The organism is Agrobacterium sp. 22094, assembly GCF_052046015.1.
Lineage (GTDB): Bacteria > Pseudomonadota > Alphaproteobacteria > Rhizobiales > Rhizobiaceae > Agrobacterium > Agrobacterium cavarae.
The window spans coordinates 325,972-340,521 of the sequence record NZ_JBQEPX010000005.1 but is presented as its reverse complement, the minus strand read 5'-3'; the positions used below and the strand labels follow the sequence as shown (position 1 = coordinate 340,521).

Below are 14,550 nucleotides of genomic sequence, written 5' to 3'. Positions count from 1 at the left end.
GAATGCGTCAGGCCGTGGCAGCGATAGGCAGAATATCCTTGGAGGTGCTGGCCGGTGCCTTCGTCATGATCTTCAGGAGGTTGGCAAGCGTATCCGGGATCGCGTGGCGATCGACGACCATGTCCACCATGCCGTGATCCAGGAGATATTCCGATGTCTGGAAGCCTTCTGGAAGCTTTTCGCGGATCGTCTGTTCGATGACGCGCTTGCCGGCAAAGCAGATTTCAGCGCCGGGCTCGGCAATATGGACATCGCCCAACATGGCGTAGGACGCCGTGACACCGCCCGTCGTTGGGTTGGTGAGAACCACGATGTAGGGCATGCCTGCTTCTTTCAGCATGTTGACGGCAACCGTGGTACGCGGAAGCTGCATCAGCGACAGGATACCTTCCTGCATGCGCGCGCCGCCAGAGGCCGGGAACATGACGAGCGGGCAGCGCTCGGAGATGGCGCGCTCGAAAGCCTTGACGATCGCCTCGCCTGCGGCAATGCCGAGCGAGCCGCCCATGAACTGGAACTCATGCACGACGGCGACGATCTTCAGGCCCTGAAGCTTGCCGACGCCCGCCAGGATCGTGTCTTCCTGTTCGGTCTTGGTGCGGCTGTCGCGCAGACGATCGGAGTACTTTTTAGAATCGCGGAACTTCAGCGGATCCTGCGCCACTTTCGGCTGCGGTAATGCCTCATAGGCGCCGTCGTCAAACAGGTCGGCAAGGCGCGCCTTTGCGGGCATCTTCATATGGAAGCCGGACGCGGGAATGACCCACTTGTTTTCTTCCAGATCCTTGTGGAAGACCATTTCGCCGGTTTCCGGGCACTTGATCCAGAGATTTTCCGGGGTATCCCGGCGGCCCAGCATGGAATTGATCCGCGGGCGTACGTAATTGGTAATCCAGTTCACGTTCTTTACTCCTGACTGTCCGCGCTGAACCGATGATCCTTCGGCAGCAGTTGAGCGGAATGGCGACGCATGGCTGCCGTTTCAACCAAATTCCGCTCGTCTTCTCTTACATTCAAAATCAGCATGGCGATTTCAAGTCGGTCACGATCTGAGATCGCCTCGATGTCATGCGCGCGACGCGCGCACGCCTGTCGAGAGGCCCTTTACCAGCGTTGTTACCGCCGGCACAGTGTCATTCGTCGCCTTGCCATCCTTGGTGAGGCTGAGAGCGATCTGGTTGACGATGGCCGAACCGACCACGACACCATCGGCAACCGCACCGATTGCCTTTGCGTGATCGGCCGTCTTGACGCCGAAGCCAACGCAGACGGGCAGATCGGTATGCGCCTTGATCCGTTCGACAGCACCGGAAATCGTCGACGGATCGGGCAAGGCCGAACCGGTGATCCCGTTCATCGAGACGTAATAGACGAAGCCGGACGTGTTGCGTAGAACGGTCGGGAGACGCTTTTCATCGGTTGTGGGCGTCGCCAGACGGATGAAGTTGACGTCCTTCTGAACAGCCGGGATGCACAATTCGTCATCCATTTCCGGCGGCAGATCGACCACGATCAGTCCGTCGATGCCGGCGGAGAGCGCGTCGTCCAGAAACTTGTCGACACCGTAGATGTAGATCGGATTGTAGTAACCCATCAGCACGATCGGCGTTTCATCATCCTGCTTGCGAAATTCGCGCGCGAGATCGAGCGTGGTTGCCAGCGTCTGACCACCTTTCAGTGCCCGCTGGCCGGCCATCTGGATTGCCGGGCCGTCGGCCATCGGATCGGAAAATGGCATGCCAAGCTCGATGACATCGGCACCGGCGTCCGGCAGCGCTTTCATGATGCCGAGCGAGGTTTCGAAATCAGGATCGCCACCCATGAAATAGGTGACGAGAGCCGGACGATTTTGCGCACGCAGATCGGCAAAGCGCTTGTCCATACGTGCAGTCATATCAGAGTCCCATTCCCAGAATTTTACCGACCGTGAAAATATCCTTGTCGCCGCGACCGCAGAGATTCATCAAAATGATTTCGTCCTTGCTCATCTTCGGCGCGCGCTTGATGACTTCGGCCAGCGCATGGCTCGGCTCAAGCGCTGGAATGATGCCTTCGGTGCGCGTCAGCATCTGGAAGGCGTCGAGCGCTTCATTGTCCATGATCGGCACATATTCGACGCGACCGGCATCCTTGAGCCAGGAATGCTCAGGGCCGATGCCCGGATAATCGAGACCGGCGGAGATGGAATGACCTTCCTTGATCTGGCCGTCACTATCTTGAAGCAGGTAGGTGCGGTTGCCGTGCAGGACGCCCGGCGAACCGGCTGTCAGCGAGGCGCAGTGCTCTTCACCATCCAGGCCCTTGCCGCCCGCTTCGACGCCGACGATTTTCACGCTCGCATCATCCAGAAACGGATGGAACAGGCCGATGGCGTTGGAGCCACCGCCTACCGCTGCGACCAGCATATCCGGCAAACGGCCTTCGAGTGCCAACAGTTGCTCGCGCGCTTCCTTGCCGATAACCGACTGGAACTCACGCACCATTTCCGGATAGGGGTGCGGGCCAGCCGCCGTGCCGATCATGTAATAGGTGTCGTCGACATTGGTGACCCAGTCACGCAGTGCCTCGTTCATGGCATCCTTCAGCGTGCCGTGGCCTGCCGTCACCGGTTTTACTTCGGCACCAAGGAGCTTCATGCGGAACACGTTGGGGGCCTGGCGCTCCACATCGGTCGCGCCCATGTAAACCACGCAAGGAATGCCAAAGCGTGCTGCTACCGTTGCAGATGCGACGCCATGCTGACCGGCACCGGTTTCGGCAATGATGCGGGTCTTGCCCATGCGCTTGGCGAGAAGGATCTGGCCAAGGCAGTTGTTGATCTTGTGCGAACCGGTGTGGTTCAACTCATCACGCTTGAAATAGATCTTCGCGCCGCCGAGTTCAGCCGTCAGGCGCTCGGCGAAATAGATCGGGCTTGGACGGCCGGTATAGTGAGTGTTGAGATGTTCAAGCTCCGCCTTGAACTCCGGATCGTCCTTGGCCTTTTCCCACTCGGCCTGCAGGTCGAGGATCAAAGGCATCAGCGTCTCGGCAACGAAGCGGCCTCCGTAGATACCGAAGCGTCCGTCCTCATCGGGACCGGCGCGAAACGAGTTGGGTTTCAGCGTTTCGTTCACTTTTAAACTCCCTAAAGCCTTGCCGATCGAACCGCATCGAAAAACGCGTCGATCTTGGCCAAATCCTTTACACCCGGCGCGCTTTCCACACCCGAGGATACATCCAGTCCACCTGCCCCGGTTTTTGCCAGAGCCTCAGCGACGTTATCGGCGTTCAGCCCCCCGGAAAGCATGTAATTTACGCCTTCGTCAAGAGAATGCAGAACGCTCCAGTCAAAGGAGACACCATTGCCTCCCGGCAGTTCAGATCCCGCCGGTGCCTTGGCATCGAAAAGAAAACTGTCCGCGATTCCGATATAGGGAGCGATCTTGGCGAGATCATCGGCGTCACGAATAGAAAAAGCCTTCATCACCGGCAGGCCGTAGAGTGCCTTGACGCTCAGCACGCGCTCCGGGCTCTCGCTACCATGAAGCTGGAGGATATCGGGTTTCAGCAGATCGATGATCTCGTCCAGCTCGTCATTATCGGCATTGACGGTAACGGCAACGATCTTGACGCTGCCGCGAACCGCGTCTGCCAGCTTGCCGGCAATATCCGGCTCGATGTTGCGCGGGCTCTTCTCGAAGAAGATGAAACCGATATGCGTTGCCCCGCGCCGAACCGCGCGTTCGACGGCTTCCGGCGTTTTCAGCCCGCAAATCTTGATGTCCGGAGTCCTGGCACTTTTCATGACTGGGACGTGACATGAAATGGCGTGTGAGTCGAGCCAAAATGCGGGCAAAGAGGGTCGGCTAAAACATGTTTCACGTGAATCCAAACCTGCAATCGTGGCTTATTCGAAGTCGATGGCATGCAGTTGAGAGCCATTCTGCTTCAGCCAGGCCTTGGCCTTGTCCATCTCCGGGCAAAGCTTCTTGCAGAGCGCCCAGAATTTCGGTCCGTGGTTCATTTCTTTCAGATGCGCCACTTCGTGCGCGGCAAGATAATCGATGACGCTTTCCGGCGCCATGACAATGCGCCAGGAGAAACTCAAGTTGCCCTCATGTGAACAGGATCCCCAGCGGCTGCGCGTATCCTTCATCGAGATCGAGCGCACCGGCCTTCCGACTGTCTTGGCGTGGATTGCAACCAGTCGCTCGAGATCGGCGCGGGCTTCCTTTTTCAGAAAGGTCGCGACGCGACGGCCTGTGTGTTCAGGCAATCCGCTGACCTTCAGCACAGGCTGACCGTCCTCGTCCTGGGCGATCTGGGTTACGCCGCGCATCGAGCCTGAGTGCCGGATCGTATGGAGCGTGCCACGGATGGAAATGGACGCACCGTCGCTCATTCCCGTCGGCGCAGAAAACTTGGCAAACTTGGTTTCAAGCCATCCTTGATGACGATCGAGAAACATATCGACCTGCGCATGATGGAGGCCGTAGGGGATCGTCAGCTTCAACGCCTTGCCACCCGGTTCGATACGCAGCGTGATGCGCGTCGCCCGCTGGTTCTCCTTGATGGAGATCGGCACATGCCGACCGCCGACCTCTACCGTGCGCTGGGTCAGCGTCGGTTTGCGGGACGAGGTCGATTTCGGGGACTTTCGAAGCAGCGAAAACATGACGCCGTCATAGCGCTTTCCGCCTTCAAAAGCCATCCGCTCGTTTATTGCTGGCGTTGATGCTCCTGGAAGAACGCCACCATTTGTGGAACGATCTCGTTGCGGAAGCGTGAGCCGTTGAAGACGCCATAGTGGCCGACATCCGGCTGCATGTAATGGCGCCGTTTTTCATGTGGCAGGTTCAGGCAAAGATCATGCGCCGCCTTGGTTTGGCCGACCCCGGAAATGTCGTCATTCTCCCCTTCCACGGTGAAGAGCGCGACATTGCGGATGGCAGACGGATCGACCGCCCTGCCCCTGTGCATCATCGTGCCCTTCGGAAGAGCATGCTCGATGAAGACGGTCTCGACCGTCTGGAGGTAGAATTCGGCGGTGAGGTCCATGACGGCGAGATATTCGTCGTAGAACTCCCGATGCTTTTCAGCCGAATCGCCGTCGTTCTTCACAAGGTTGAGATAGAAATCCTTATGCGCAGTCATGTGCCGGTCGAGGTTCATGGACATGAAGCCAGAGAGTTGCAGGAAGCCCGGATAGACGGAACGCCCGAAGCCGGGCTGCGGCCACGGAACCGGCATGACGACACTGTCGCGGAACCAGTCGATCGGCTTGGCTTTTGCCAACTCGTTGACGCCCGTTGGGTTGATACGCGTATCGATTGGTCCACCCATCAGCGTCATGGAAGCAGGCGCGAAGCGGTCTTGATCCGCCTCCATCAACGCCACGGCCGCCAGAACCGGAACCGATGGCTGGCAGACGGCGACCACGTGGGTCCCCTCTCCCAGATGATGCAGCATCTCGATGACGTAGGAGATGTAGTCATCCAGATCGAAGCGGCCTTCCGTCAGCGGAACGGTGCGGGCATCGATCCAGTCGGTGATATAGATATCCGCGTGGGGCAGAAGCGCATCCACCGTACCGCGCAGAAGCGTGGCATAGTGACCGGACATGGGTGCCACCAGCACGATCTTCGGATAAGCTGGTCGTTCTTGCGGAAGTAATCGGTTGAAGTGGATCAGGCGGCAAAACGGTTTCGTCCAGACAACCTCTTCCACGACATCGACAGCCTTGCCATCGATGTGTGTGCTCGAGATGCCAAACTCCGGCTTGCCGTAGCGACGCGTCAAACGCTCGAAGACCTCGAAACCCGCATCGAGGCTGCGGCCGAATGCCGTGTTGGATAAGGGATTGAGAGGATTGTTGCACGCCTGGCGCATCAGGTCGGCACTGGCCCGCAAGGGCGCCATGGCCGCATGGTTCATTTCGTAAAGATGGTAGAACACGAATAAACGCCTCCCGTCGTCATCGTCGTCTTTTGTGACAGTCTAGCATCTTTTCGCAGTTGCACAAAATAACGCGCGAATGGCGATCGTGGCCGAGGTTTTTAGCTCAGCTGTGTGGTTGATCCCTGCCCTCACCCATGAGGACAGGGATAAACGTATTCGGATTTAAATGTCAGCGACGAAGGTCTGCTTCTGGGAGCCAAGGCCTTCAATGCCGAGCTCGACCACATCGCCGGCTTTCAGGAAGCGCTGCGGCTTCATGCCGAGACCGACACCCGGAGGCGTGCCGGTGGAGATCACATCGCCCGGATGCAGAGACATGAACTGGCTGAGATAGGACACGACATTGGCAACGCCATAGACCATGGTCTTGCTGGAGCCGTTCTGCATGGTCTCACCATTGACCTTCAACCACATGCCGAGGTTCTGCGGATCGGCGATCTCATCCTTCGTGACGAGCCATGGGCCGATCGGACCGAAGGTGTCGCAGGATTTGCCCTTGGTCCATTGGCCCTGGCGCTCCGTCTGGAAGGCGCGCTCTGACACGTCATGCGATACGCAGTAGCCCGCGACATAGTCCAGCGCGTCGGCTTCCGAAACATATTTTGCGGTCTTACCGATGACGACGCCGAGTTCGACTTCCCAGTCGGTCTTTTCGGAACCACGTGGAATGACGACATTGTCGTTCGGTCCGACGATGGCCGACGTTGCCTTCATGAAGATGACAGGCTCGGACGGTACGGCGGCACCCGTTTCCGCGGCGTGGTCCGAGAAGTTGAGACCGATGCAGATGAACTTGCCGGTTCCGGCAACGCAAGCGCCAATACGGTCTTCGGTCAGAACCGGAAGCGTGGAAAGATCCAGCGCCGCGATCTTCTTGAGGCCTTCCGGCGAAATCGCGTCGCCGCCAATGTCATTCACATGTGCGGAGAGATCGCGGATTTTACCTTCCGCGTCGAGAATGGCGGGCTTTTCGTGGCCGGGTTGACCGACGCGCATCAGTTTCATGGATCTCTCCCAGTTGTCAGACAAGATGATGCATATATGAACGAACTATTTATCCTTGTCACCCCTTGACCATGAAGAGGCCAAAAAAATACGATCATGTCAGCCTTTCTCCTCTGTTGATAAGGACAGATCATGACGACCAGCAATTCTCGTGACACAGATCATCCCGTCGATCCTCTTTTTTTGGACCGCTGGTCGCCACGTGCCTATGATGGCAACCCAATGCCGAAGGACGACGTGTTGACGATCCTTGATGCCGCGCGTTGGGCACCATCGGCTTCCAACCAGCAGCCCTGGCGCTTCGTCTATGGGCTGAATGGATCTCCGGAGTGGGACGGATTTGTCGGCCTGCTGATGGAGGGAAATCAGCGCTGGGCCAAGAATGCGTCTGCCCTGATCGTCATCCTGTCGCGCACATACAATCTCCGCGACGGTGAAAAGAAACCAGCGACGACACATTCGTTCGACGCAGGCGCCGCTTGGTTTGCTCTCGCCATGCAGGCACATAAACTCGGCTACCATGCCCATGGTATGGCCGGCATCTTCAAGGACAAGATCGTCGAGCAACTGGATGTCCCGGAAGGCTATGTCGTGGAAGCCGTGGTCGCGATCGGCAAGATTGCGCATAAGAGCACGCTTCCCGACGACCTCGCAGAACGCGAAGTACCGAGCAAGAGGCTTCCGCTGTCGAATATCGCGTTCGAAGGCAAGTTCACGGGCAAGGCGGACTGACGCCTTGTGAACACATGCGGGAGTTAGCCGGATTCTCCCGCGCTCCCCTTGCGTCATTCTCAAACCTGAAGCGCCATACGTTCAACAGGGCGCATGACGCTTCACACTTTTGAATCGACGCATCTTGCTTTCCGAAAATCCAGACCGAGTTTCCGGGCCGATGCTGTAGCGAGGGCGGTCAATTGGCTTCCCATCGCAACAAAAAACCCGGCATCGACGCCGGGTTTCTTAACAAACTGTTTCACGTGAATCGTGCAGCAACACCATCCACAGCAAAATCAGATATCGAGGTTCGCGACGCTCAGCGCGTTTTCCTGAATGAAATCGCGTCGTGGCTCCACTTCGTCCCCCATCAATCGTGAGAACAGTCCGTCTGCATCTGTCGCATCAGGGACCTTGACCTGGAGCAGCGAGCGGACATTGGCGTCCAGCGTCGTTTCCCACAACTGTTCGGCGTTCATTTCACCGAGACCCTTGTAGCGCTGCATGGACAGGCCCTTGCGTCCTGCGGCAAAGATGGCCTCGAGAAGCGCGCGCGGGCCGGAGATTTGCAGACTTCCTTCCTTGCGTTGCAGAACGGGGACGGTCGCATAAACGTCGCGGCTGCGGGCCGCCAACTGGTCGATATGGCGGGCATCTGCAGAACCGAGAAGGCCCATGTCGATTGTGGAGAGTTCCTTGACGCCTCGGACCATGCGCTGGAAACGCAGGCCACCGTCGGTTAGGACCTCGCCGGACCAGCCACGCTCGGTTTCTTCTGCAATCATGTCCAGACGGCGGGAGACTTCCGCGACCGTGGCTTCCGCCTGGCTCGCGTCTGCTGACAATTCCGGATTGAGCGCACCGGCAATCGCCGCCTGTTCCACGACCGAACGATTGTAACGCGAGTGTAGACCGTCGATCAACGAGCGCATGCGAACGGCGTCTGCAATGACTTCCCGTAAATCTTCGCCGACGCGCACTTCGCCGGAGCCGAGGGTCAGCGACGCTTCCTCGATACCCATGGAAATGAGGTAATCTTCCAGCGCCTTTTCGTCCTTCAGGTACTGGACCGATTTGCCGCGCGTCACCTTATAGAGCGGCGGCTGGGCGATATAGAGATGACCACGTTCGATCAGTTCCGGCATCTGGCGGAAGAAGAAGGTCAGAAGCAGGGTGCGAATATGGGCGCCGTCCACGTCAGCATCGGTCATGATGATGATTTTGTGGTAGCGCAGCTTGTCCGCGTTGAATTCGTCCTTGCCGATCGAGGTGCCCAGCGCCGTGATCAGCGTGCCGATTTCCTGGCTGGAGAGCATCTTGTCGAAGCGGGCACGTTCCACGTTGAGGATCTTACCACGCAGCGGCAGGATGGCCTGCGTTTCACGCGAGCGTCCCTGTTTGGCAGAACCACCAGCGGAGTCACCCTCGACGAGGAAAAGCTCGGATTTGGCCGGATCGCGTTCGGAGCAATCCGCAAGCTTGCCGGGCAGCGAGGCGATATCGAGTGCACCCTTACGGCGTGTCAGTTCACGTGCCTTACGGGCGGCTTCACGGGCAACGGCGGCTTCCACCACCTTGCCGACAAGGATCTTCGCCTCCGTCGGATGCTCTTCGAACCAGGTGCTGAGCGCTTCGTTGACGAGGTTTTCGACGACCGGGCGGACTTCGGACGAAACAAGCTTGTCCTTGGTCTGCGAGGAGAACTTCGGGTCCGGCACCTTGACCGACAGAACGGCGGTCAGGCCCTCGCGGCAGTCTTCGCCCTGCAGCGAGACCTTTTCCCTCTTGGTGATGCCGGAGCTGTCGGCATAGGAAGTGACCTGACGCGTCAACGCGCCACGGAAGCCCGCCATATGCGTGCCGCCATCGCGCTGGGGAATGTTGTTGGTAAAGCAGAGCACGTTTTCGTGGTAGCTGTCGTTCCACCACATGGCGACTTCCACCGTGATGCCGTCCTTCTCGCCGCGAATGGCGACAGGCTTATCCACCAGCGGCTTCTTGGCGCGGTCGAGATAGCGCACGAAGGCCTCGAGACCGCCATCATAGACCATCTCTTCCTGCTTGATGTCGGAGTGGCGCTTGTCGGTGAGCAGAATGCGCACGCCGGAATTGAGGAAGGCGAGTTCGCGCAGGCGATGTTCGAGCGTGGCGTAATTATACTCGGTCATGGTGAAGGTGTCGGTGCTTGCCAGGAAGGTGACTTCCGTGCCGGAGCGGCCTTCATACTCACCGATCACTTCCAGCGGCTTATCCGCAACGCCATGGGTGAAGGTGATTTCATGCACCCTGCCGTTGCGGCGGATGCGAAGCTTCAGCCAGACGGACAGAGCGTTGACGACCGAGACACCCACACCATGCAGACCGCCGGACACCTTATAGGAATTCTGGTCGAACTTGCCGCCGGCATGGAGCTGCGTCATGATCACTTCGGCAGCGGAGACGCCCTCGCCGGTATGAATGTCGGTCGGGATGCCGCGGCCATTATCCGTGACAGTGACGGAGCCATCGGCGTTCAACGTGACGGTGACGAGATCGGCATGACCCGCCAACGCTTCGTCGATGGCGTTGTCGACCACTTCGTAGACCATGTGGTGAAGGCCGGATCCGTCGTCAGTATCCCCGATATACATGCCGGGGCGTTTGCGCACAGCATCAAGGCCCTTGAGAACCTTGATCGAATCGGCTCCATATTCCGTATTCACGCTGGTTTCGCTCGACGGTGTTTCAGTCATAAGCATTCTTTCCAATGGGCGCTGCCAAAGCGTACCTCTTTTCGGGCGCGCAATCGCAGCGAATCACTTTCAATCCGGTTGACCGACTATAGGAATTCCGCCCCGATATCCAAAGTCTGCGCCCCTCAAACCCTCGATAAAGCAGGGGATAGCGCGACTTTCAGTCACAAGAACGGCCTTTTTGCAGCACGGCTGACAATTCGTCTATCACAGTCGGAGCCAGCTTGCGAATATCGCGCGCAAGAGTGTTGGCAAAAGCCGTATATTCCGGGGGAAGACCAACAGTATCGATGATGACGCGCGGTGCGGACGTACCGGCCAGGCGAAACAATTCATCGGCATCATCCCAGATGATATTGAAGTAGCCGGAAATCCGCTGCAACAGATCGAAGCTGGGCGTGCCCCTCTTCCCGTGTTCCAGGGCAGAGAGATAGGCAGGCGAAACGCCGATTGCGCGCGCCATCTCCTTCTGGGTCACACCCTTCTGCTCTCGCAGCCGCCGGACCGCCTCGGCAAAAGGTGTCACGTTTTGTCTCCGCGTCTGCGCGACAGCCGCACGTAGAGCGCGCCGTCCCCGCCATGGTTCATGGACGCATCTTCATAGGAGGAGATGAGGTGGCGGTATTCAGGCTTCGAGAACCACATCGGCACCGCACGCTTTAGCGCACCGTCACTCCCCATCGACCGACCCTTGCCGGTGATCACCAGGACATGGCGCAGGCCTCGCTCATGGGCCCGGACGAGAAAGTCCAGCAAGACGGCATGCGCTTCGCTCTGGAACATGCCGTGAAGATCGATGCGTGCCTCCAGTGCCAGGCGACCGCGGGTCAGCTTACGCTTGACCGGTTTTTCCAACGGGTGATGAACCCTGTCTTTTTTCGCAGTGGGCGCGGAAAGATCGGGCACCGGCTCGACGATCATTTGCGGAAATGGTGGTATGGGCTTGGCGGCGGGAACGGGAGGCAGCGCAACCGGCTCCCCTTCGACATCCTCGAAGGTCAGCAATTCTTCCATACGGCCGGAAATGGGTCGCGCCGTCCGGGCGACCTTCCCCCAGAGAACACGCTCCTCCTTGCCGAGTTTGCGCCCACCCTTCATCACGAATACCTTTCCGCAGCCTCTTTCGGAATGAGTATAGTGAAATCCGCCGGGTTGCGCACGGTGCCTGCAAGTTCGCCTGCCTCGTCGCCTGAGCCGGTGAAGATGTCGCCGCGCGCCGGTCCGACGATCGCAGAGCCCGTATCCAGCGCCAACATCAAGCGTGCAAAGGGTTTTCCGTCATCGAGATGGGTGAGGCTCTGCGACTGAATGAAAAAGGGAAAGCCGAAGGTATGGATCAGCCGATCGACGGCCAGAGATCGTCCTGCCACCAATGGCACCTTGGCCGCGGCGATCGGGCCAAGATCCAGACCCTCCACCGCTGCCTCGCGGAAGAAAATGTAGGAGCGGTTGTGCCAGAGCACCTCGTCCACTTGGTCGGGATGATCCCTAAGCCACTGACGAATGGTCTGCATCGAGATGGTAGCCGGATCGAGCTCCCCGCGATCCAGCAACAGGCGTCCAATCGGGGAGAAGCGATGTCCCGCCTTGGCAGAATAGGTGATGCGCTTTAACGACCCATCGGTAAAGCGCAGCCTTGCGGCACCTTGGACATGAACGAAGAACAGATCGACCTTGGATTTTGCGTAAGCAATTTCGAGACCTCGTCCCTCGAGATAGCCCTGATCGATAGCGCGGCGATCCGGATATTCGGAGATCTGGCCGTCCTTTTCCAACGCAAACGCGTAGTAAGGATCGATGTGTGATGGGCGATTGTCGTCGTCGAGATCGATCAGATCGTCCGGCCGATTGTAGATCGGGTATTTCCAGACGTCGTCGGGAGTAGCGGAGACCTCAAGTTCAGGCTCGTAAAAAGCCGTGACGAAGCCGCGCTTGTCATCCGGCAACGTAATTCTGAAGGGGACGCAATTTTTCTCGAAAAAGCGCCTCGCTTGCTCCGGCTCGCTGACCGTTACGCCCTTCGCCTTTTCCAGCAGCGCTGCCAGATCCTCCGCGGTGAGGCCGAGGCTTGCGGTGCGATAGGGCTTGCCCTTGTTGAGATGGGCCGCAATATCGCCCATTGCTGCAAAAAGGGCTGAAGGGTCATCCTGCCCCCAGCCCTCCAGCTCGTTATACGCCACCTGTTTCAGGTGGAAATCAGCGCCCGTGGTCATGCTTCAGATTCAGTGGCGATCAGCTTCCAGTTCGGATCGCGCGAGCGGATATCGCGGGAGAAGGTCCAGATGTCATCGACCTCCGAGACGTTTTCGGCGTCGCCGTCCACCAGTTTGCCGTCCTTGTCATAGGTCGCGGAAATCAACTGGCTGATGATGCGAAGCGTAATCTGCTCTTCCGAGTCACGAACCGCCGCTTGGGTCATTTCGATTCTCTCGATGCCGACAAAGGTGGATTTCACCACTTCGCCGCGCTTTTCACGCTCGGTAATCGCAGCGTCAAAACCGTCATAGACGTCCTTAGAGAGAAGGTTCTTCAAGGTATCCCTATCGCCATCGGCAAACGCCATGACGATCATTTCGTAAGCCATCCGGGCGCCGTTGAGGAATTCCTTCGGCTGGAAGGATGGGTCGGTTTCGACGAGCTGGCGCAGCGAGTCATTGAGCGCCGTGCCCGGTGCTGCAACCGCGTCCACAGCAGCAAAGCGATTTTCTTCCGTCTCGCCGCGCTTCGGCAAGGTAACGACCTTGTTATCGTCAATGGGCGCTTTTGCGGCCTCGCGGGCGCTAAACGGATCGAAAGGTGGCTTTTCGTTGCCGGTGCGGCGGCCGAGGACACTGCGCAGTTGGAGAAAGATCAGCACCGCTGCCACAAGGAAAAACAATGTTATGAAGTCACTTGAGCCCATCTTTTACCGAAACCACCATTTAAATCCAATGTTGAACCATCATATAGTCTGCATCCGATCAATCTTCAAATAAGCAGATTCAATCGGCGGTTCCCTAAGATTGTTTTTCTGCCAACGATATAACACGCAAGGCTTGATAAAATGCGTTTCTCACTGCTGCCGGTCATCGTCCTTCTGATGCCGATTTTGGAAATTGCTGGCTTCATCGTGGTCGGAAAGGCAATCGGCCTGTGGCCAACCCTTGCGCTGATCATCCTGACCTCGATGCTGGGCCTCATCATTCTGCGCAATGGCGGTCTTGGCATGGTGCGCAATCTGCAAAATGCCGGCCGCACGGGTGAGCAGCCAGCCGAGGCCCTTGTCAATGGCGGCATGCGCGTCATTGCCGGCATCCTGCTTTTCGTTCCAGGCTTCATCACCGATATCATCGGGCTCCTGCTGCTCGTGCCGGCGGTGCGCAGTTTCTTCTGGAAGGTCTTCAGACCAAATATCATCGTTGCGGATTTTGCCAGCACCCGCTTTCGCAGCAATCCGCGGGGTCCGGCATCATCCAAGGTCGTCGATCTCGACGAAGAGGATTTTCACCGCGACGGGCCGAACAACTCCCCCTGGTCGCCGGATCGTAACGACCGCGACCTACCAAGACCCTAAGCCGGCAAGCCGGGTCCTGAGGGTTGTAAGCCTCCGGTCCAGATGATAGACGGCTTTCACGGCATTCACTTTGCGAGGCATATCATGACCACTGAAAATGGTGCACAGAACGGCGCAGCGCCGTCTCTCAATATTCTGACCCAGTACACAAAGGATCTTTCATTCGAAAATCCGGGTGCACCGCGTTCGCTTCAGGCTCGTGATGGCGCGCCTGCTATCAACATCAATGTCAACGTCAATGCGAACCCGATTTCCGGTTCCGATTTCGACGTGGTGCTGACGCTGAATGCAGAAGCCAAGGACGGTGACAAGGTTCTTTTCGTGGCCGAACTAACCTATGGCGGCGTTTTCCGCATTACCGGCTTCCCGCAGGAACACATGCTGCCGGTTCTCTTCATCGAGTGCCCACGCCTTCTCTTCCCCTTCGCGCGCCAGATCATTGCCGACGTAACACGCAATGGCGGCTTCCCGCCGCTGATGATCGACCCGATCGATTTCGCGCAGATGTTCACGCAGCGCGTTGCCGAAGAACAGGCCCGCTCTCAGGTTCAAGCCGTTCCGAACTGATCGGATCGTAGCCAGCCAATAAAAAAAACCCGGGTTCAG

15 protein-coding genes are annotated in these 14,550 nt (G+C 58.1%); 3 read left to right on the top strand and 12 right to left on the bottom strand.

Translation table 11 applies throughout. The features are described from left to right. Nucleotides 1-7: 7 nt before the first annotated feature. The 7 genes from accD to ACTJK5_RS20405 form a co-directional block, all read right to left on the bottom strand. Nucleotides 8-901, bottom strand: coding sequence for an acetyl-CoA carboxylase, carboxyltransferase subunit beta (gene accD / locus ACTJK5_RS20435; RefSeq protein ID WP_130978435.1), 894 nt, complete (start codon nt 899-901; stop codon nt 8-10). 165 nt (nt 902-1,066) lie between these two features. After that, a complete protein-coding gene (trpA, locus tag ACTJK5_RS20430) occupies nt 1,067-1,894 on the bottom strand; it encodes a tryptophan synthase subunit alpha (protein ID WP_062597490.1) in 828 nt (275 codons plus the stop codon). Nucleotide 1,895: 1 nt separating this feature from the next. Beyond that, nucleotides 1,896-3,116, bottom strand: coding sequence for a tryptophan synthase subunit beta (gene trpB / locus ACTJK5_RS20425; RefSeq protein ID WP_130978436.1), 1,221 nt, complete (start codon nt 3,114-3,116; stop codon nt 1,896-1,898). 11 nt (nt 3,117-3,127) lie between these two features. After that, nucleotides 3,128-3,787 (bottom strand): phosphoribosylanthranilate isomerase, encoded by a 660-nt coding sequence (locus ACTJK5_RS20420; protein WP_440613116.1) that lies wholly within the window; start codon nt 3,785-3,787, stop codon nt 3,128-3,130. Nucleotides 3,788-3,889: 102 nt separating this feature from the next. Then, on the bottom strand, nt 3,890-4,657 hold the full coding sequence (locus tag ACTJK5_RS20415; RefSeq protein WP_111848815.1) for a M48 family metallopeptidase: 768 nt from the start codon (nt 4,655-4,657) through the stop codon (nt 3,890-3,892). 44 nt (nt 4,658-4,701) lie between these two features. Next, the gene (locus tag ACTJK5_RS20410; RefSeq protein ID WP_113259675.1) at nt 4,702-5,937 is read right to left on the bottom strand and encodes a polyhydroxyalkanoate depolymerase; all 1,236 of its coding nucleotides are present in this window, start codon (nt 5,935-5,937) and stop codon (nt 4,702-4,704) included. A 165-nt stretch (nt 5,938-6,102) separates the two neighbouring features. Continuing rightward, a complete protein-coding gene (locus ACTJK5_RS20405; RefSeq protein ID WP_440613115.1) occupies nt 6,103-6,945 on the bottom strand; it encodes a fumarylacetoacetate hydrolase family protein in 843 nt (280 codons plus the stop codon). Nucleotides 6,946-7,077: 132 nt separating this feature from the next. On the opposite strand from ACTJK5_RS20405, the gene ACTJK5_RS20400 reads away from it, so the two are divergent. Further along, complete coding sequence (locus ACTJK5_RS20400; RefSeq protein WP_440613114.1) at nt 7,078-7,677, top strand: nitroreductase family protein; 600 nt, start codon at nt 7,078-7,080, stop codon at nt 7,675-7,677. A gap of 278 nt (nt 7,678-7,955) precedes the next feature. Here the strand turns inward: ACTJK5_RS20400 and gyrB are convergent, their stop codons facing one another. From gyrB to ACTJK5_RS20375, 5 genes are all read right to left on the bottom strand, one after another. Beyond that, nucleotides 7,956-10,391 carry a DNA topoisomerase (ATP-hydrolyzing) subunit B gene (gyrB, locus tag ACTJK5_RS20395; protein ID WP_440613113.1) on the bottom strand — a complete coding sequence of 812 codons (2,436 nt, stop codon included), beginning with the start codon at nt 10,389-10,391 and terminating at the stop codon, nt 7,956-7,958. Between the two features lie 160 nt (nt 10,392-10,551). Further along, nucleotides 10,552-10,917, bottom strand: coding sequence for a helix-turn-helix domain-containing protein (locus ACTJK5_RS20390; protein WP_062424683.1), 366 nt, complete (start codon nt 10,915-10,917; stop codon nt 10,552-10,554). Further along, nucleotides 10,914-11,489, bottom strand: coding sequence for a Smr/MutS family protein (locus tag ACTJK5_RS20385; RefSeq protein WP_313593860.1), 576 nt, complete (start codon nt 11,487-11,489; stop codon nt 10,914-10,916). Before ACTJK5_RS20385 ends, ACTJK5_RS20390 begins: the two co-directional genes overlap by 4 nt. Next, nucleotides 11,489-12,604 carry a murein transglycosylase A gene (mltA, locus tag ACTJK5_RS20380; RefSeq protein WP_440613112.1) on the bottom strand — a complete coding sequence of 372 codons (1,116 nt, stop codon included), beginning with the start codon at nt 12,602-12,604 and terminating at the stop codon, nt 11,489-11,491. The genes ACTJK5_RS20385 and mltA overlap by 1 nt, the downstream gene beginning before the upstream one ends. After that, nucleotides 12,601-13,293 carry a Tim44/TimA family putative adaptor protein gene (locus tag ACTJK5_RS20375; protein WP_062597482.1) on the bottom strand — a complete coding sequence of 231 codons (693 nt, stop codon included), beginning with the start codon at nt 13,291-13,293 and terminating at the stop codon, nt 12,601-12,603. The genes mltA and ACTJK5_RS20375 overlap by 4 nt, the downstream gene beginning before the upstream one ends. 141 nt (nt 13,294-13,434) lie before the next feature. Between ACTJK5_RS20375 and ACTJK5_RS20370 the strand changes: the two genes are divergently transcribed. Both ACTJK5_RS20370 and secB read left to right on the top strand, forming a co-directional pair. Further along, a complete protein-coding gene (locus ACTJK5_RS20370) occupies nt 13,435-13,944 on the top strand; it encodes an FxsA family protein (RefSeq protein WP_440613111.1) in 510 nt (169 codons plus the stop codon). Nucleotides 13,945-14,028: 84 nt separating this feature from the next. Continuing rightward, nucleotides 14,029-14,511, top strand: a complete 483-nt coding sequence (secB, locus tag ACTJK5_RS20365; protein ID WP_062424798.1) for a protein-export chaperone SecB — start codon at nt 14,029-14,031, stop codon at nt 14,509-14,511. Nucleotides 14,512-14,550 lie beyond the last annotated feature (39 nt).